Origin of the sequence: Mucilaginibacter phyllosphaerae (assembly GCF_004378255.1) — a bacterium.
Taxonomy (GTDB): domain Bacteria; phylum Bacteroidota; class Bacteroidia; order Sphingobacteriales; family Sphingobacteriaceae; genus Mucilaginibacter; species Mucilaginibacter phyllosphaerae.
Genome location: NZ_SNQG01000006.1, coordinates 216,597 through 236,960, shown reverse-complemented (window position 1 = coordinate 236,960; position 20,364 = coordinate 216,597). Strand labels below are relative to the sequence as shown.

At 46.2% G+C, this 20,364-nt stretch carries 13 protein-coding genes; 9 read left to right on the top strand and 4 right to left on the bottom strand.

The window, feature by feature from the left end; translation table 11 throughout:
- The first annotated feature begins 7 nt into the window (after nt 1-7).
- The 3 genes from E2R65_RS16870 to E2R65_RS16860 all read left to right on the top strand — a co-directional run bounded on the left by E2R65_RS16870 (nt 8) and on the right by E2R65_RS16860 (nt 8,289).
- A complete protein-coding gene (locus E2R65_RS16870) occupies nt 8-1,546 on the top strand; it encodes a RagB/SusD family nutrient uptake outer membrane protein (RefSeq protein WP_158285291.1) in 1,539 nt (512 codons plus the stop codon).
- A gap of 86 nt (nt 1,547-1,632) precedes the next feature.
- Nucleotides 1,633-4,929 carry a VCBS repeat-containing protein gene (locus tag E2R65_RS16865; RefSeq protein WP_134337659.1) on the top strand — a complete coding sequence of 1,099 codons (3,297 nt, stop codon included), beginning with the start codon at nt 1,633-1,635 and terminating at the stop codon, nt 4,927-4,929.
- A 6-nt stretch (nt 4,930-4,935) separates the two neighbouring features.
- Nucleotides 4,936-8,289, top strand: a complete 3,354-nt coding sequence (locus tag E2R65_RS16860) for an FG-GAP repeat domain-containing protein (RefSeq protein ID WP_134337658.1) — start codon at nt 4,936-4,938, stop codon at nt 8,287-8,289.
- Between the two features lie 5 nt (nt 8,290-8,294).
- Here the strand turns inward: E2R65_RS16860 and E2R65_RS16855 are convergent, their stop codons facing one another.
- On the bottom strand, nt 8,295-9,233 hold the full coding sequence (locus E2R65_RS16855) for a GyrI-like domain-containing protein (RefSeq protein ID WP_134337657.1): 939 nt from the start codon (nt 9,231-9,233) through the stop codon (nt 8,295-8,297).
- 192 nt (nt 9,234-9,425) lie between these two features.
- Between E2R65_RS16855 and E2R65_RS16850 the strand changes: the two genes are divergently transcribed.
- The 4 genes from E2R65_RS16850 (at nt 9,426) to E2R65_RS16835 (ending at nt 14,605) form a co-directional block, all read left to right on the top strand.
- Complete coding sequence (locus E2R65_RS16850; RefSeq protein WP_134337656.1) at nt 9,426-10,754, top strand: vanadium-dependent haloperoxidase; 1,329 nt, start codon at nt 9,426-9,428, stop codon at nt 10,752-10,754.
- Between the two features lie 10 nt (nt 10,755-10,764).
- Nucleotides 10,765-12,804, top strand: coding sequence for a glycosyl hydrolase family 95 catalytic domain-containing protein (locus E2R65_RS16845; RefSeq protein ID WP_134337655.1), 2,040 nt, complete (start codon nt 10,765-10,767; stop codon nt 12,802-12,804).
- Between the two features lie 144 nt (nt 12,805-12,948).
- Entirely contained in the window at nt 12,949-13,242 is a 294-nt protein-coding gene (locus E2R65_RS16840; protein WP_134337654.1) for a TIGR03643 family protein, read from the top strand.
- A 19-nt stretch (nt 13,243-13,261) separates the two neighbouring features.
- Nucleotides 13,262-14,605, top strand: coding sequence for a M20/M25/M40 family metallo-hydrolase (locus E2R65_RS16835; protein ID WP_134337653.1), 1,344 nt, complete (start codon nt 13,262-13,264; stop codon nt 14,603-14,605).
- A 227-nt stretch (nt 14,606-14,832) separates the two neighbouring features.
- Here E2R65_RS16835 and E2R65_RS16830 read toward each other — a convergent pair whose 3' ends face one another.
- The 3 genes from E2R65_RS16830 to E2R65_RS16820 form a co-directional block, all read right to left on the bottom strand.
- Complete coding sequence (locus E2R65_RS16830; protein ID WP_134337652.1) at nt 14,833-15,942, bottom strand: twin-arginine translocation signal domain-containing protein; 1,110 nt, start codon at nt 15,940-15,942, stop codon at nt 14,833-14,835.
- A gap of 29 nt (nt 15,943-15,971) precedes the next feature.
- Nucleotides 15,972-17,546 carry an alpha,alpha-trehalase TreA gene (gene treA / locus E2R65_RS16825; protein WP_134337651.1) on the bottom strand — a complete coding sequence of 525 codons (1,575 nt, stop codon included), beginning with the start codon at nt 17,544-17,546 and terminating at the stop codon, nt 15,972-15,974.
- Nucleotides 17,547-17,637: 91 nt separating this feature from the next.
- Nucleotides 17,638-18,297: a phosphatase PAP2-related protein gene (locus tag E2R65_RS16820; protein WP_134337650.1), complete on the bottom strand. Its 660-nt coding sequence runs from the start codon at nt 18,295-18,297 to the stop codon at nt 17,638-17,640.
- A gap of 193 nt (nt 18,298-18,490) precedes the next feature.
- Here E2R65_RS16820 and eat point away from each other — a divergent pair, with 193 nt between their 5' ends.
- Nucleotides 18,491-19,837 (top strand): ethanolamine permease, encoded by a 1,347-nt coding sequence (eat, locus tag E2R65_RS16815; RefSeq protein ID WP_134337649.1) that lies wholly within the window; start codon nt 18,491-18,493, stop codon nt 19,835-19,837.
- Between the two features lie 98 nt (nt 19,838-19,935).
- Nucleotides 19,936-20,310, top strand: a complete 375-nt coding sequence (locus E2R65_RS16810) for a cupredoxin domain-containing protein (RefSeq protein WP_204986325.1) — start codon at nt 19,936-19,938, stop codon at nt 20,308-20,310.
- The last annotated feature ends 54 nt before the right edge of the window (nt 20,311-20,364 follow it).

The following is a 20,364-nucleotide window of genomic DNA, read 5'->3' as shown; positions in this document are numbered from 1 at the left end:
CATGACAATGAAAAAAAATATATCAAAGGCAATTATATGCGGTATAGCTTGCTTAACTGTAGCAAGTTGTGCAAAATTAGATGAGAAGCTGTATGGCTCCAAATCATTAGGTGACGGAACGATCGGTGCTGCAGAACTTGGTGCTGTTTATGCGCAGCTAAACGGACAAACAGACCAGGCAAATACATACGCTTTACAAGAGCACCCAACAGATGAAATGATGGGCCCTACCCGCGGTACAGACTGGGGCGATTTTGGTACCTGGCGTAAGCTGCACACGCACACCTGGACACCATCACACAACCAGGTTAATGATACCTGGGATCAGTTGAACATAGGTGTTTTCCGTGCAACGCAGGTTATCAGCAAGTCTACAGATGTACAGATCAAAGCTGAAGCAAGCTTTTTAAGGGCTTATTTTATGTTCCAGGTTGTTGACCTTTACGGTCAGCAGCCATTCCGTGACCCGGATGCGCCAACATCATCTATCCCAACTGTGATGAGCCGTACAGAAGCAACAGATTTTATTATAAAAGATCTGGAGTTTGCAGAAGCAAACCTGCCTGCAACAAGCGCTAATATTGGTATTGCTAATAAAGCAGCAGCTGATGCACTTTTAGCCAAAGTTTATTTGAACAAAGCAGTTTACACTTCGGCTACTGTTGGCGGGCCGTTTACATTTGCCCCTGCAGATATGAATAAGGTAATTGAGTATGCTAATAAGGTTACAGCGCTGGGTTACTCACTGGAGCCTGCAGGCAAGTATTTTCAGGATTTTGCCTGGGATAACTCAGAGCAATCTCATGGTAATATATTTGGCCGTTATAATACTGAAACTAATGCCCCCGCACCTGCTAAAAACCGTTGGAGGATGGGCCTGCATTATAACCAAACACCTGATGGTTGGAATGGCTTTACCACATTGGCTGATTTTTACAACTCGTTTGAGAACAGCGATGAACGTAAAGGCGTTGCCTATCCTGGTTTAACAGATAAGATTGGTTTAAGGGCAGGTTTTGCAGTTGGCCAGCAATATGGCCCGGGTGGCAAAGCATTAACGCAACGTAGCGGTAAACCACTTGTTTTTACACCAGAGGTTAATCTTAACTATTCTACAGAAGCGCAAGGTATCAGGGTTTTTAAATATTTCCCTCAGCCAAAAGCAGATAATACCGTTAATGATGATAACACATCAAATGACTATGTTATTTTACGTTATGCTGATGTGGTGTTAATGAAAGCAGAAGCCATTATGCGTGGCGGTACAGATCCTAACGGCCAAACAGCTTTAGCCCTGGTGAATTCTATCCGCGTACCGCGTGGTGCCACCGCCTTGGCCACTGTTACCCCTGCAAACATGCTTGCAGAGCGTGGCCGTGAATTGTATTGGGAAGGCTGGAGAAGGAATGATCAGATCCGTTTTGAGAAATTTAACGATCCGGTTGATCAGCGCCCTGCTACAACTGATAAAACCCGCACCCTTTACCCAATACCACAACGTGCGGTTGATACCAACCCTAACCTGAAACAAAACGCAGGTTATTAATAAATTGTTGATTTAATTTTCCAATTTTTATATTTGATTTAAACGTAGCGAAGAAATTCGCTACGTTTATTTTTTGTACACCTGTAATGTTTAAAAAAAATAGCCTTTTACCCCTGATTGTTATTTTTATCAGCTTAATATCCTGCCGCAAAAACGGTGTAGAAAACCCCCTGTTTTCTATCCAGGATAGCGGCAAAACAGGCATCAACTTTATTAATAAATTAGATGAGCAGGATCGTACCAATGTATTTACCTTCCGCAATTACTACAACGGTGGTGGAGTTGCCATCGGCGATATCAATAATGATGGCTTAAACGATATTTACCTTACCTCTAACCAGGGCGGTAATCAGCTATACCTTAACAAAGGCAACTGGAAGTTTGAGGATATTACCCAAAAAGCAGGCGTAAAGGGCACCAAATACTGGAGCACCGGTGTTACCATGGTTGATATCAATGCCGACGGCTGGCTGGACATCTACGTTTGCCACAGCGGCAACATTATTGACCGTAAGGGTAACGAACTTTTTATAAATCAGCACAACGGCACCTTTAAGGAGGAGGCCGAAAAATACGGGCTGGTAGATAACGGCCTGTCTACCCAGGCTATATTTTTTGATCTGGATAACGATGGCGACCTGGATTGCTTTGTGCTCAACAATTCCTTCCGCCCGATCGGCTCTTTTGATTTTAACCAGAACCTGCGTGCCGTGGTGGATGAACTGGGCGGCGCACGCTTATACCGCAACGATGGCGGCCACTTTACCAGTATTACCAAACAGGCGGGCATATTTTCCAGCGATATTGGTTTTGGGCTGGGCGTATCCGTAGCCGATGTAAATAACGACGGCTACCCGGATATTTACGTTTCCAATGATTTTTTTGAGCGCGATTACCTGTACATTAACCAGCATAACGGCACATTTAAAGAAGACATCCAGCAGCAAACCGGGCACCTCAGCCTGGCCTCGATGGGGTCGGACATTGCCGATATTAACAACGACGGCAACCTGGATATATTTACAACAGAGATGCTGCCCGAGGGAGATAAGCGCTTGAAGCAGATGACCTCCTTCGAATCATTTGATGTGATAAAATTAAAACAGCACGACGGCTACTTTAACCAGTTTATGCAAAACTGCCTGCAGCTGAATAACGGCGACGGCACTTTTTCTGAAATTGCCTTTAAAGCCGGTGTAAGCGCAACCGACTGGAGCTGGGGCGCACTGTTTTTTGATATGGATAACGACGGCTGGAAGGATATTTTTGTATCCAACGGCATATATAAAGACCTTACCGACCAGGATTATGTGGAGTTTTTGGGCAACCGCGAAAACATGGACAAGATCGCCGAGAAGAAGAAATTCGATTATAAGGATTTTAACGAAAAGATGATCTCGACCCCGCAGTCAAGCTACGCTTACAGAAATAATCACGACCTTACTTTTACCAATAAGGCCCACGATTACGGGCTCGATCAGCTCACGTTCAGCAATGGCGCCGCCTACGGCGACCTGGATAACGACGGGGATAACGACCTGATCGTGAATAATGTGAACAGGCCCCTGTCGGTTTATAAAAATAATGCCCAAAACCTGCATCATAACTATCTGCAGGTAAAGCTGCAGGGCGCGGGGATGAATAAGTTTGGGGTAGGCGCGCTGATAAAGGTTTTTGCCGGTAATACCCTACATGTACAGTATAATCAGCCTACCCGTGGTTTTCAAAGCAGTACATCGCCCAACCTGCTTAATATTGGTTTAGGTGATATTAAGCACGTAGATTCGGTGCAGGTCATCTGGCCGGGCGGTAAATACCAGGTGGTTAAAAATGTGCAGGTAAATAAAGTTTATACCTGCAAAGCGGCAGATGCTCAATTGCAATATAACTTCACAAAGCCGCCGGTAAAAACCTTGTTTGCAGAGGCGGAGAAAACCCTGTTCGATTCTGTCCCCAAACACACCGAGGATGGCTTTATAGATTTTGATAACGAACGCCTGATGCTGCAAATGCTATCTACCGAAAACCCTTATATGGCCAAAGGGGATATCAACAAGGATGGGCTGACAGATTTTTACTTCGGCAGCTCTAAAGATAGCCCCGCGGCTATTTACGTGCAGCAAAAAAACGGCAGGTTTAAGCAATACGTTCCGCCGGATTTTGAGAAACAGGTTTACCTGGAAAACGCCGGGGCCGCCTTTGGCGATTTTGACGGCGACGGCGATGAGGACCTGATCATAGGGGTAGGCGGCAATGCCGAAGAAGCAGGCACCAACATTTACTACCCGCGCTTTTACGAAAACGATGGTAAGGGCAACCTGCACCGCAATGCGCAAAAGGCGCTTCAGGTAGCTGTTAACGCATCGGTGATAACCGCCTGCGATTATGATAAGGATGGCCATCCGGATCTGTTTATTGGTGGCCGTAGCGTACCCGGCACTTATGCCGAATCGCCAAACTCGTATGTGATGCATAACGATGGTAAAGGCAACTTTACCGATGTAACCCGGCAGGTGTTAGGCAATGCAAAACCCGGCATGGTAACTGCCGCCCAGTGGGCAGACCTGGATAACAACGGCTATCCCGACCTGGTGATCGCCGGCAACTGGATGGGTATCAGCATTTACCGTAACAGCAACGGCAAGTTTACGCAAGACAGGCAGCTGGATAATTACAAGGGCTGGTGGAGCAGTTTGGCTATTGCAGATATCAACGGCGATGGTCGGCCGGATATCCTGGCCGGTAACCTGGGCTTAAACTCCAAATTTAAGGCAACAGCCGCCGAACCGATGAAGATCTACGTGAAAGATTTTGACGGTAACGGTACCAAAGAATGTGTTACATCTATTTACAGGCAGGGGGTGGCCTACGTGTTCCATATGAAGCCCGACCTGGTAGGGCAGATGCCGATCCTGAAAAAACAGTATCTGAAATATGCCGATTATGCAGGCAAACCCTTTAACGAAGTATTTACAGATGAGATGTTGAAAGGCGCCGAGGTGCACGAGATGAACTATTTGGCCTCATCGGTGTTCATCAGCAAGGGTAACAATAAATTTACCTGTGTAGCCATGCCTTTTAATGCACAATTATCAAATGTAAACACCATTTTGTGCAATGATTTTGATAACAGCGGTACGCCATCTGTAATGCTTGGCGGCAACTTTTATGGCTTTAAGCCCGAGGTTGGCCGTTTAGATGCCAGTTACGGGCAAATTTATAAGTACACCAAAAACGGATTTGCTTATATTCCGCCTGCCAAAAGCGGTATCTGGCTCAACGGGCAGGTGCGGTCGTCGCTGATGATCAAAAACAGCCGCGGAGAAAAATATTACCTGTTTGGGTTAAACGATGATAAGCTTAAGGCTTACAAATTACGTTAAGCAAATATGCCAAAAGCTAAACAACATATATCCAAAGCCGGGCCCTATAAACAAATCATCTTGGTTTGCTGTGTAATACTGGCAGGTGTGGCGATCTATACCTCCTGCAAAACCAAAAAACAGGGCGAAGGTATCTTTAAACTGCTGCCGGCAAGCCAAACCAATGTAGATTTTGTAAATAAAAACATCGCTACAGATTCGGTTAATATACTCGATTACCTGTACTTCTATAACGGAGCGGGCGTTGCCACGGCCGATTTTAATAACGACGGGCTGGAGGATATCTATTTTGCATCCAACCAGGGCAGCAACAAATTATACCTTAATAAGGGTAACCTTAAGTTTCAGGATATTACGGCCAAAGCAGGAGTAGCCGGTGCCGGCAACTGGAAAACAGGGGTAACCGTGGTAGATATCAATGGCGATGGCTTTAAGGATATTTATGTTTGCGTCGTATCAAACTACAAAGGCTTTAAAGGTAAAAATCAGCTCTATATCAATAACGGCGATCTTACCTTTACAGAAGAGGCAGCCCAATACGGGCTCGATTTTTCGGGATTTGCTACGCAGGCATCTTTTATGGATTATGATAAGGATGGCGACCTGGATATGTTCCTGCTCACCTCATCGGTACACAGCAATGATACCTACGGCGATTCTACCCTGCGTTTTAAAGTGAACCATGATGCAGGCGACCACCTGTTTAGGAATGATAACAATCAATTTACAGATGTTACTACCGGCTCGGGTATTTACCAGGCGCCCATCGGTTATGGTTTGGGCCTGAGCGTGGGCGACCTGAACAACGACGGATGGGACGATATTTATGTAAGCAACGATTTTTTTGAGCAGGATTATTACTACATCAACCAAAAGAACGGCACTTTTAAAGAAGAACTGAAGAACGCTTTTGGCCATACCAGCCTGTTTTCGATGGGGAACACCTTAACCGATGTAAATAAGGACGGCTACCTGGATGTGATCAGTACGGATATGCTGCCCGAAGAGATCAAAGCGCTAAAATCTACCATTAATGATGAGCCGCTGGATATTTATAACCAGGAGGTTAATGCAGGCTATTATTACCAGTACTCAAAAAACAGCCTGCAGCTAAATGTAGGCAACGGTAAAAAGTTTGTGGATATCAGCCTGTACGCGGGCATGTCGGCTACCGACTGGACGTGGTCGCCCCTGGTGCAGGATTTTGACATGGATGGGCGCAAGGATATGTTTTTTTCTAACGGGATCAAAAAACGCCTCAACGATATGGATTACCTGAAATACCTGGGCGACCCTAACGTGATCAAAGATTTTAAAACAAGCCGGTTTTTCGACCGGGAAAAAATAAACCTGATGCCGGATGGGCAGGTGCATAACTACCTGTACCACGGCGATGATAACCTGAAGTTTAGCGATGTATCTGCAAGTAACGATATGCAGGATGCTTCTATCTCTGCCGGCTCGGTAGCGGTGGATCTGGATAACGATGGCGACCTGGACCTGGTGACCAATAATATGGATGAGGCGGCTTACATCTACCAGAACACCACGATGGAGAACTGCGGGGACGATAAACCGTTGTTCCTCAAACTCAGTGTAAAATATACCAAAGCCAACCCGGATGGTATCGGCACAAAGCTGTACCTGCGCTCCGTTAAACAGGTAGACCATCAGGAGATCCAAACCAGCACGGCTTATGAAAGTACGCAGGGCAATAACCTGTTGTTTACCTTTTTACCCGGCGATAAGCCGGTAGAACTGCTGGTGCTTTGGCCAGACAACAGCTATCAGATCATCAAAAACTTTTCGCCGGGTAAAAAAGCGGTCATCGCTTATGATAAAGGCAAAACACAGGTAGCCGCTGATGTTGCCGGGCTTATTAACAATTATATAAAAGCTAAACAGCAGTTTAGCTACGCACCTGTTTCTGCACGGGTTTTAGCTGCCATAGCACCTTTTGAAACGCCCGATTTTAATTATTACAACCTGCTGCCGCACACTTATTTGCCGCATACGCCCGCCATTGCGGTTGCCGATGTAAATAAGGACGGGATAGAAGATATTTACGTGGGGGGCATAGCGGGCGAAGAGAAATATATTTTGGCCGGGGATAAGGCCGGGAAGTTTACAAAAATAGCCGTAGATGCCTTTACACCGGCTAAAGAGCAGGGAGATATAGAGGCACAATGGGCAGATGTAAATAACGATGGCCTGCCAGACCTGGTGGTGATCAACACCAACCATCCTTTTATCGAGATGGAGAAGGCCGTGCAGCCACGCTTGTACCTCAACAGGGGGAATTATAAATTTGAGTATAAGGCCTTGCCAAAAATAAACACCCTGGCATCAAAAATACTGGCTTATGATTTTGATGGCGATGGCTTAAAAGACCTGTTTTTTAGCAGCAGCATCAATTTTAGGGATTATACCATGGCGGCAACATCGGCCGTACTGCTCAATAAAAATAACGGCAATTTTGCGCTTGCGGCAAAGGCCGATTACGCCGAACTGAAAAGTATCCGTTTTATCACCAACATTTCTACAGCAGATATTGACCATAACGGGGCAGATGATATCATCATTAGCTCGGAATGGCAGCCGGTACAGATCTTTTTGAATAAGGGTAAAAGGCTGGTGAAATTCTCGTTGCCGCTGCTGGATAATGAGAAGGGCTGGTGGCAGGCCGCAACCATTACCGATGTGGATGGCGATGGCAAGGCAGACCTGATTGCCGGTAACTGGGGCGAAAACAATAAATACAACGTAAACAGCAGGCAGCCCCTGTATGCTTATAATAATGATGTGGATGACGATGGTAAGAACGATCTGATCGTATCTTATTTTTATAAAGATAAATACTATCCGTTCCGGCCTAAAAACGATCTGGAGCAGGAGTTGCCCTATCTTAAAAAGGAGTTTTTAAGCTTTCAGAAAATGGCAGATAAAACCACCGATGAGATCTTTAAGGATAATATTAAGCAGGATGGCCGCCTGGAAGCCAACCAGTTTGCCAGTGTTTTTATCAGCGATATCCTGAATGCCAAAACAGTAAAGCCGCTGCCATACCTGTATCAGCAGGCACCTATCCGTAACATTATTGCGCTTAACAATACCCGCGGCGATGTTTTACTGAACGGTAACTTTTGGGGCGTGGTGCCTTACGAAGGCAAGTACGATGCCTTAGGCCTGGTTACCACCCATTACGATAAGCAAACCAAACAAATGGCTACGCCCGAGTACTGGATAAACGGTATGATAAACCCGCAGGAGATAACGCATCTTTATCCATATAAAACCGCAGCAGGTACCAGCTTTATCATAACCACTTATGATGGCAGACTGATGCAATTAACCAAATAGTAACCTTAAAATATGGGCCAGAATATGCGGGTTACCCATTTTGCCGTATCTGGCTGGGCAAGCCTGTTGGTAACCAGCACCTCATAAGGCATAGCCGGTGATATTAAATGATGGGCCTTTTGGTAGTTTTTGAGCTGGGTATAGGCATTTAAAATAGTTTTTGGGCCGCCTTTAACGGTAGCATCCAGCAAATTGCCGCCTTTAACCAGTTTATTGATCACCATATTTTTGCCGGGTGTAATTACTTTGTTAACAGGAATGGCAACCATTACCTGGTAACCATCTGCCTCGCCCTGATGAACGTTAAGCATGGGCGAATCTAAACCGGTTGCGTTTTGCGCTTTAATTTGCTGCCTAAGCTTGGCTACCAGGCTATAAACAACCCCGGGCGTAGGGTAATCATGTGTGCCGGTAGTTGAAGCCAGCACTACAGGGTTTTGTATTTGCGATATCTTTACATCCATGCCATATATATTGCTATCGGTTTGCATGAATTTTTTAAACCCTTTTAATAAAGTATCAATATCTGTTTTAAGGCTTTTAACCTTTATAAATTCGGCCACCCGCGTAAAAGGGTTTAGGCTGCTTTGGGTTTCGTTGGTCCAGGTTACTTCGCACATGCCATCCCCGGTTGCGGCGTAAGTAATGTGGCTGTATAGTGTAATGTTATCCCGCTTTATAGCCGCTTTCATTTCGCTGTTGGTGCCTTCCAGCAAGGTGTAGCGGGCGGTGTTAAATATATAAAGGTTGCTATCGGCGGGGGTATGCTGCCCCGGCCACCATTTTGCCCATAGCGCCTCACTAACTAAAAATCTTGCTACGTTAACATCGGTAGCATCTATTTCTATTGCCTGGCTGGTTTTTATTTTTTGAGGGATAATAAAGTAAACGCTTATCAACGCTAAAAATAACAGGCCTAATATAATAAGAACAGGTTTTTTCATAATATCACAAATCTTCTCGATGCAAAATAAAACAGAAAGCGAAGGGTATTTTGCCGTGCAAAAGTAAGTATTTAAGCGGGTTAAAATCAAACAATATATGTGCTTACCTATGGCTAAAAATCCTTACATTAGCCAGTGATTCAATAAAAACGATGGCCCAGGCACTCTGTTTTTTAAGCCAATTTTAAATTTATGAACCGTTTCCTGTTTTTGCTTGCAGGTGCACTTTTTGTATTTGCATCCTGTAAAAAAGCCGACTACCAAAAAGTTACCCACAACCCCGAGCTTTATCGTGTTACCGTAAAAAAACTGAATGATATTGTACTGGAAAATAATTTCCCGCCGGTTATTGCATCCCGTAATTATGTGTATGCCAATATTGCCGCCTATGAGGTTATTGCCGCCGGCGACCCAAAACATTACCGATCTTTAGCCGGGCAGATAAAACATTTGCCCAAAGCCCCCCAGCCGGATAAAGGCAAAGAGATTGATTTTCAGTTCGCTTCCCTGTTGGCCTTTTGTTATGTGGGCAATGCGGTTACCTTCCCCGAGGGCAGCATGTCTATATACGTTGATGAGCTGAAGCAAAAAGCAAAGGATGCGGGGATGCCCTCGGATGTGTTCGATAACTCGGTTGCCTACTCGGATAGCGTGGCCAAATACATCCTTAACTGGAGCAAAAAAGATAATTACGCGCAAACGCGGTCGGCCAGCAAATACACGGTTAACCGTAAGGATGGCCGCTGGATCCCTACGCCGCCGATGTATGCCCAGGCGCTGGAGCCGCACTGGGGCGAGATCCGCCCGATGGTGTTAGATTCGGCATCACAGATCCCCGCCCCCGAGCCGCCGCCGTACAACATGACGGATAAAAACAGCGTGTTTTATAAAAGCCTGATGGAGGTAAAAAAATTGGGCGACAGCCTCACCGCCGATCAAAAAAATATGGCCGATTTTTGGGACGATAATGCTTTTAAGCTGAATGTGATAGGCCATGCATCATTCGCTACCAAAAAGTTTGGCCCCGCCGGCCACTGGATGAATATTGCCGGCATTGGATCCCAGCTTACCAAGGCCGACTTCGGCACAACGGTTGCAGCCTACACCCAGGCATCCATCGCCTTGTTTGATGCCTTTATCAACTGCTGGTATGTAAAGTATAAATCTAACAGTGTGCGGCCCGAAACCGTGATCACCAAGCTGATAGACCCCGAGTGGCGCCCACGGATCCAAACCCCGCCCTTCCCGGAATATATTAGCGGCCATGCGGTAATATCTGCTGCCGCTGCCGAGGTGCTTACCCACGCTTTTGGCGATAACAGGGCCTACACAGATTCTTCTGAATCGGAGTTTGGCATTCCTGCGCGTACCTTCCCCTCGTTCAGGGCGGCTGCGCAGGAGGCGGGCTTATCGCGCGTTTATGGTGGTATCCATTATAAAAATGCCTGTGTAGCGGGCAATATGTCGGGCCGCAGGATAGGCGATCTGGTGAACGAAAAACTTAAACTGAAGATAAAGTAACCACACTTTTATGAGAAGAGCAGCTACCCTGTTTGTATTAGCAATTTTATTTGCTGCCGCGCATGTATCGGCACAAAATATTAGTCCGTGGATCATCAGGGCAGATAAAATTGACCCTAATAATTACTACGGCATCACAGTGGCCAATGGCATGATAGGTATCGTATCCTCGCCCGAGCCTTTTAAGGTGAAAAATGTAGTATTGGCCGGCGCTTATGACCTTTACGGCCGCGGCCGGGTAAGCAATTTCCTCAACAGCTTTAACCTGCTGAATATGTACCTGGAAGTGGATGGTAAACGCCTCGACGCCAAAATGGTGAGCAATTTTAAGCAAGAGCTGGATATGCAGCACGCCGCCATGACCACTACCTTTGATTATGGCGATAAAGCAACCATTAAATACACTTATTACTCGTTGCGCCAGCTGCCTTTTACCGTGTTGATGGACGTGGCTATCACCGCCAAAAAAGCCATTAACATCACCGCAGCCAGCGTAATGGAAGCGCCGGATGCACTTAAAGAAGTACAAAATTACTATAACGAGATAGACAGGCCGCATGTAACCATCAGCCTGTTAACGTCCACTGCAAAATCACCTACGGGTAAGCTGCAGTTATGCGCCTCTACATCGTTTTTGTTTAACGAGGAGCATGGCAAAGAACCGCGCGTTATTCATGAAATGTGGGATAATAACATGCACCTGATGAAGTTTAGCCGTGTTATGGCTGCCGGGCAAACCTATAAATATGGTGTAACGGGCTCGTCTATAACCTCAGCCCACCATGCAGACCCGCTGAACGAGGCCGAGCGCTTAACCATCTTCGCCAAGCTGGAGGGTAAAGACAGGCTCATCCAGTTTCACAATAAGGCCTGGAATGAACTTTGGAAAAGCGATATCCATATAGAAGGTGATGCACAGGCGCAGCAGGATGTGCATAGTATGTTGTATCATTTATATTCTTTCTCGCGTGCGGGTACTGCTTTGTCGCCATCGCCAATGGGTTTATCGGGCCTGGGTTACAACGGCCATGTATTTTGGGATACGGACCTGTGGATGTTCCCGGCTATGCTGGTGATGCACCCGGAGATAGCCAAATCTATGGTAGAATACCGTTTTGAACGTTTGGAGAATGCACGTAAAAATGCCTTCTCGCATGGGTATAAAGGCGCCATGTTCCCTTGGGAGAGCGCTGATAGCGGGGTAGAAGAAACCCCGGTTTGGGCCTTAAGCGGCCCGTTTGAACACCATATCAGCGCCGATGTTGCCAACGCTGCCTGGGCTTATTATTGCGTAACACAGGATACACAATGGCTGCGCGAAAAGGGCTGGCCGCTGCTATCTGCCACCGCCGATTTTTGGGCAAGCCGGGTAGAGCGTAACGGCCCCGGGCACTATGATATTAAAAATGTAGTTGCTGCTGATGAATGGGCCGAGAATATCGACAATAATGCATTCACCAACGCTGCCGCACAGGCCAACCTGATGAACGCTACCGCGGCCGCCAAAATATTGGGCATGCAGGCAGATACCGATTGGGTGAACGTAGCTAATAATATCCCGATCCTGAAGATGGCCAATGGCGTAACACAGGAGCATGCCCAATACAAGGGCGAAGGTATTAAACAAGCGGATGTTAACCTGTTAGCCTATCCGCTTAAAACCATAACCGACCCCGCCCAGATCAAAAAAGACCTGGAGTATTATGAAACCCGTGTACCCAATGAAGGTACCCCTGCCATGACACAAGGCGTTTTTGCATTGCTTTACGCGCGTTTAGGCGATGGCCAAAAAGCCTACAAATGGTTTAAGGAAGCATACGAGCCTAACCTTAACCCGCCGTTCCGGGTAATTGCCGAAACTAAGGGTGGTACCAACCCTTATTTTGCTACAGGTGCCGGTGGTATCATCCAGGCGATGTTAATGGGCTTTGGTGGCTTGGATATTACGCCAGCCGGTATCGTACAGATCAAAAGTAAATTACCCGCCAACTGGAAATCTTTAAAAATAACCGGAGTAGGAGTAAAGAAAGAAACCTATACAGTTAAATAAATTGTAGCGGCGCGATACTTCGCGTATCTAATTTAAATCTGGTTCGAAGAATAATTCTTACCCGTCCTAAAGGAGACGCGAAGTATCGCGTTTCTATAGTGGTTAAAATCTTCAACAAAAAACTTACAAATACGTTAATTAAGCATGAGCAAACCAGCTATTATCACTAATCTATCTGCAACAGATACCGACCGCATCATAGAAATGGCATGGGAAGACCGCACGCCCTTTGATGCGATAAAAATGCAGTTTGGCTTAAGCGAGCAAAACGTGATAGACCTGATGCGCAGGCAAATGAAACTATCCAGTTTTAAAATGTGGCGCGCAAGGGTACAGGGCAGGCAAACCAAACATAGCAAATTACAGGTAGATGGTACCGACAGGTTTAAATGTACCCTGCAAAGGCAGATAACTTTAAATAAAATAAGTAAGCGATAAAGTATTTATAAATTGCTTTATGAAACGTATCTGCCTGCTTATCATCTCCCTCATAACTGTAGCTGCATCTGCTCAAACCACTGTTAAGCAAGATGCCGGTATTAAACAAATGATTGATGAGGTATCTGCCAAAAACATAGAAACCATTGTGCGCAAACTGGTAAGCTTTAAAACCAGGCATACCTTAAGCGATACCATCAGTAAAACCGAAGGCGTAGGTGCTGCCCGTAATTGGATAAAAGCTGAGTATGAAAGATATGCCGCTGCATCAAACGGCCGTATGCAGGTATCATTTGATGAATTTACACAACCCCAGGGCGACCGGATAGACAAGCCTACACCTATGAAGAATGTGCTGGCGATACTGAAAGGTACAGATACTGCAGATAAGCGGATCTATATCGTATCCGGCCATTATGATTCCAGGGTGACGGATGTAATGAACGTAAAATCGTTTGCGCCGGGCGCGGTGGACGATGCTTCGGGCACGGCTGTATCTATGGAACTGGCCAGGGTGATGGCAAAACATTCATTCCCGGCTACTATTATTTTTATGGCAGTGGTAGGCGAGGAGCAAGGCCTGTACGGATCAACAAACGTAGCTAAACGCGCTAAAGCCGAAGGCTGGCAGGTTGATGCGATGCTTAATAACGATATTGTAGGTAATACGGTTGGTATGGAAACGGGCCTTAAAGATAATCGCAGCGTGCGTGTATTTAGCGAAGGGGTGCCCGCTGCCGAAACACAAAAGCAGGCAGCCACCCGAAATTCAATAGGCGGTGAAAATGATAGCCCGGCCCGTGAATTAGCCCGCTACACTAAAGAAATTGCCGAGCGCTATGTAGAGCAATTGGACGTAAAGCTGATCTATCGCCGCGACCGCTATCTTCGTGGTGGCGACCACACACCCTTTTCTCAGCAAGGTTATGCCGCGATACGTATCACCGAAATGAATGAGGATTTTAACCGCCAGCACCAGGATATCCGTAAAGAGAAGGGTGTGGATTACGGCGACCTGCCTGATTTTGCCGATTACGATTATACCCAAAAAGTGGCCCGGATGAACCTGTCTGTACTGGCAAACCTGGCCCTGGCGCCTGCGTCGCCGCTAAATGTGGGTATTGTAACCAGCGGCCTCACCAATAAAACGCAGCTAAAGTGGGATGCACCAAAAGGCAAATCGCCCGCAGGTTACTACGTTTTAATGCGCGAAACCATTAGCCCCTATTGGGAAAAGAAATTTTATGTAACCGGTACCAACGCCAACATCGGCTACTCTAAAGATAATTACCTTTTTGCCGTGCAGGCTGTAGATGCAGATGGGCACGAAAGTTTGCCGGTATTCCCTAAGCCGGTGAGGTAAGATTGTCAATGTGCAATTCCTCCTCTGGGAGGGTGCAGGGAGGGGTTAACAAAGCGTATAACTTAAATTCGGCACTGGTATAAGTTTCCAACTTATACCCAAAACACAGCAAGCTTCCAGCTTGCGAAACCATGCGCTACACTTTACAATCTTATTTTAGTTAAGCTGAAAGCTTAACACATTTTAGGTCTAAGTTAAAAACTTAGACCAGGACGAATTGAGAACACCTACACCCTTGTCAGCTTTATCGGTGCGGTATGGTTGGCGTTCCATTGGCAAACGTAAATGCTTTTATCTTCATCTATACATACATCATGGCCGTGCATAAAGGTTGCGTTTGGCGCTTGCAGCGTTTGCTGTAATACACCATTCTTATAGTTGGGTGCAGCGCCGCCGGGGTTAGAGATCACTTTATTGTCTTTATCTAAGATAGTTACAAAGCCCGATCCGTCAAACTGTTTACCCTGGGCATTTTTTGACCAGCAAACACCCGCGTAAATATTATTATCATTGATAACCGCCCTGCAAACGTACATGCCTGGCATATCTATCCGTTTAATGAATTTGCCATCCAGCGTAAAAACTTTAAAGCAATTTTCTTCACGCGAAGTGCAGATCAGCGTAGGGTTGTTCTTGTCGCGCGTATCAACTGTTACGCCGTGGGCATTGCGCAGGTTATGGTCGGGATTGCTGTTATTATGCCCGCCGAAATGCCGGATGTATTGCCCCTTGCTGTTGTATTGAATGATGTAATCAGAGCCGTAACCATCAGCTACATAAATATCGCCGTTGGGGGCAATAGCCGTTTCGGTAGGTTTAAAGGGCTCGTTATCCTTGTAGATACCAATAGTGCGCGGGTGGCCAATGGCAAATATCAGTTTACCATCCACCGTGGTTTTTAATACCTGGCCGGATTGGCCGTAGGTATTGCCGGTACGGTCTAAAGCCCAGCCGCAGTCGGTCAATAGCAAAAAGTCTTCGCCGCCCTCCTTGCTGATGCTCAGGCCGTGCCCGCCGGGCAGGGATGTTCCCCAATAATCAAGCAACTTGCCCGATTTATCGAAAACCAACACATTGTTATGCGTATGGTCGCCCAGCATGATCAGGCGGCCCTGGCTATCCTGCACCATTTCGTGGCAATTAGCCAGCGGCGTGTTATTGATGCTGATCTTTGCCCAGTTTTTATCAACCTTATACGTATAGCCGTTGTGGCCAATGGTTTGTTCATCCGGTTGTTTATCGTTATGCAATATCGCAAAACCTTTTGCCGGAGCAGCTGCTACTGCCAAAGAAGCTACTGCCGTATTTTTGATGAAGTTTCTTCTTGAGTTTTCCATTGAATTATAAAATAATGCCGGGGATTACCTTACTCGCCCTGTTTTTCTTCATAATGATACCTGTTCATCAGTTTCAGCAACACCCCGTTTGTCCAGCCAAAGCCATCCTGCAGCGGGTATTCGCCACCGCCTGCGGTTAAGCTCGTATCAACCACATTGTATTTTTCCAGCAGTTTCCCCGTCTTTTTAAATACGCGAATATTTAATTGGAGCCAACGGGTAGCAATATCTTTAGCCAGTTCGCTATGCCCGTAATTTTCCAGGCCGTCTATAGCCATATACTGCAAAGGTGCCCAACCGTTTGGCGCATCCCATTGCTGGCCGCTAAAGTTTAAGGTGGTAACCAGGCCGCCCGGTTTTAAAAAGTTAGCTTTTAAACCATCTGCCACTTTTTGTGCCTGCGCAGCTGTGGCAATTTTAAACGCCAGCGGGAAAACTGCCGCAAGTGTAGGTATGTTAGCCTGTTTGTTAGTGGCCCATTTATAATCCTGAAACCAGCCGGTTTTTTCGTCCCAAAAGTATTTCAGGATGGCTTTTTTGCGGGTTTGGGCTTTGGCGGTATAGGCCATATAAAGCTTGTTGTTGCCTTTAAGCTGGTAACTGCGGGCAATGGTCAGCTCCAGGTTGTAGAGCAGGCAGTTCAGGTCTACCGGTGCCAGGTCGGCAGTTTCTATGGTGCTCAATGTACTTGCATCGCTAAACCAGCGGCTGCTAAAATCCCAGCCGCTTGCCGCAGCCGCGCGGATATGATGGTAAAAATCAGGCAGGGTCTGTTTGGTGGTTTTAGCGGCATCCACATCTTTAATATAGCTTTCCTCGCGTGGCTCGTCGCTTTCGTCCCAATATCGGTTAAGCAGGGTGCCATCGGCCATACGTACGGCACGGTGTATGGCCTGGTTTTTTGCCAGGGTTGTTCCGCCCAGCATCCAGTAGTTATATTCTTTAACCAGTTGGGGCTGATATTTAAGCAGGATCTTGTTGCCCTCGCTTTTGGCCAGCAGGCTTACCATCAGCGAAAAGAATGGCGGCTGAGAACGTGTTAAATAATATGCCCGGTTACCGTTTGGGATAAAACCGTAGGTATCTATCAGGTAGGCAAAGTTATCAATCATGTTACCTATAACTTTGGTTTGTTTGCTCTCTTGCAGGCCCAGCATGGTAAAGTAGCTATCCCAGTAGTACACCTCGCGGAAACGGCCACCCGGTACAATATAGGGCTTGGGTAAAGCCGCCAGTGATGAAAGCTTTGAAGCCTCATCGGGCTTGCGCTGCAATACCTGCCACAGGGTATCGATATGCTTACGGATGCCATCCTCTACATTGGTTTGGAAGGCATGTGTAACACCCGATGGCACTGTGAAATTATCCGTCACAAATTCTTTCAGGTCAAAGCCTGCCTTGCCTAATTGCTCGTTATAGGCCTTCATGATCCGGGCCGGCGGGTATTTGGGCGTACAGTCTACAAAGATTTTATTATCCGGAAAGAGATCTGAGGATTGTACCGATTCGAACAAACCGGGAAACAACTGGCGGGGCGTTTTCTGCTGTGCGTTTACACAAACACTTAACAGCATAAACGCTGCTATTATCCATTTTTTATTCATGTAGTAAAGGCTATTTATTGGCAAAAACAGTCCTTAAATGTAAGCTTTTGCAGATGTAAAAACAAACAGGTTAACGTTGGCGGGCAGGCGATTAATTTTCGCTGTTCTTCAGCTTATCCAGTTTCAGGAATTTTTGCACCAGTAAAAATATCAGGTACACTAAAACGGGGGCGGCTACTACATCTATGGTATAATGAATATGCTGTACCAGTAGTAACATCATTACGGCTACAATGGCAATAAAGCCCAGTATTTTATCATTACGTTTTTCGAGGCATAAAAATATCAGTACCAGGGTTGAGGTATGGCCCGAAAAAAACAGGTCGCGGGTGATGACGGTGTTGCCGTAAAATACGCCGGTAAGCGGGTCAACCAGGTGTATAAGGCCAACGGGCGGGTCAAGCGCAATGCAGTAAATGGTGAGCATCCGGGCAAGGTTGATGAAGATCAGCGTCCACACATAATTGATGTAGATAACCGGGTTGTACAAGGCTCGCACAAATATCAGCAAGGCCATTCCCCATATAATGGTAAAAATCAGCAGCGAAACATCATAGGCAGGGATGTGTGCCAGTACCCAATCATGCAATACCACGCCCTGGCGTTTTTGTATAAAATTAAAAAAGATGGGCAGGGTAGGCAACAGTATAGCAATAATAAACGAACCAATAAGCAGTTTATCACGTTTTTTGGGCGATTGCAGGGCAGTAGTCCAGGCTTGTTTAATAGAAGGTTTACCTAATTCTAACACTTATACAATAATTAAAAGCGCGCAAATTTACTAAAACCCCTAATATTAAGCAGGAGTTAACAGAATATTGCATTATTGTTAGAATAGATGCTGATAGGAAATATTTGTTACTAATTTGACTGATAAAAGTTGTATTTGTTTAAATATTTTTAATACCTATATTAAGGCGTTGTAAAATTGATAAATTACGCCATTGGAAAATACAGACGCCAAACAACTTAAACGGGTTTTAAAGCCCATACATCTTTGGGCCATTGCTGTTGGCCTGGTCATATCCGGCGAATATTTTGGATGGAACCTGGGCTGGGGGGTATCCGGCACGATCGGGTTTTTAATAGCTACGCTGATAACCACGGTAATGTATGTTACCTTTATTTTTAGCTATACCGAACTCACCACCTCCATACCACATGCAGGCGGGGCCTTTGCTTATGCCTACAGGGCTATGGGGCCTTTTGGCGGTTTAATAGCCGGTTACGCCACGCTGATAGATTTTTTATTTGCCACGCCTGCCATTGCTTTTTCCTTGGGGGCTTACCTGCATTTTTTGCACCCGCAGATAGGGGTGTTACCATCGGCCATGGCATTTAATGTAGTTTTTATTTTACTGAATATCTCGGGCGTAAAGGAGTCGGCAACATTTTCGGTATTTATTACCATACTGGCCGTGCTGGAGCTGCTGCTGTTTATGGGGATAGTTGGCCCATCGTTTAAAATGACTAATTATGTGGCTAACCCCATGCCTTTTGGCTGGGGCGGTGTATTTGCGGCATTACCTTTTGCCGTTTGGTTTTATCTGGCTATAGAGGGGGTTGCCATGGTTGCCGAAGAGGTTAAGGAGCCCAAAAAGAATATCCCCCGCGGTTATATCTCGGCGTTGGCAACCCTGGTATTTTTAGCTTTAGGGGTGATGATATTAACCGGCGGTATTACCGATTGGCGCAAACTAAGCAACCTGGATTACCCGCTGCCCGAGGCAATTGCCATTGTGCTGGGCAAAGCCAGCGGCTTAACCAAGGTATTTGCCAGCATCGGCCTGTTCGGGCTGATAGCGTCTTTCCACGGTACCATACTGGCATCGTCCAGGCAGGTATTTGCCATGGCCCGTAGCGGTTACCTGCCGCGGGGACTGGCATCGGTCAATCAAAAATTTAAAACGCCGCATTGGGCAATCATAGCGGGCGGAGCAGTTAGTTTTATAGCCTTATTTACCGGCACTACAGGGCAAATCATTATCCTGTCGGTACTGGGGGCGGTGGTAATGTACATGATGAGCATGATCAGCCTGTTCATCCTCCGTAAAAAAGAACCTGGTATGGAGCGGCCCTTTACAGCGGTGTTATATCCGGTTTTTCCGGCTGTAGCGCTGGCTATATCTACTGTTTGCATGCTTGCCATTATGTATTATAACTTTCAACTCAGCCTGATATTTTTTGCCGGGCTGGCTGCTGCCATCGTGATTTTTATATTACTGGGTAAGCACAAAGCAAAAATTATGGACGATGCACTGCTTGAAAAAGGCGGCGTTGTAAATAACTAACCGGCTTGGCCAAAATAAATTCTTAAAATTTTATACAACCAAAGCAACCATCCGGTAAATGCGGGCGTAATCATATTAAACACATTAAAACATTTAATATGAAAAAGTATATCTTAGGGCTATCGGTGCTGTTCGCCGTGGTGGTGATGGCATTTGCAGCCTGTTCAAAGTCGTCATCAGGCAGTAATCCCGAACCTGCGCCCCCGGCAACGCCGCCCGCTGCTTCGGTATCCGTCGAGATCAAAAATTTTGCGTTTTCCGCCTCATCGGTATCCATTAAAAAAGGAGGTACGGTAACCTGGACAAACGCCGACTCGACACCGCACACCGTAACGGATAACGCAGGCAGTTTCGACAGCAACAGCATGGCAACAAGCGCAACCTACAGCCGTAAGTTTGAAACCGCAGGTACTTACACCTACCACTGTAATTTCCATTCCTCTATGACGGGTACTGTAGTTGTATCTAACTAATAAAGGCAGATTAAATGAGGAGCGGGTGCCTGCCGGTTTGGGCGGTGCCCGTTT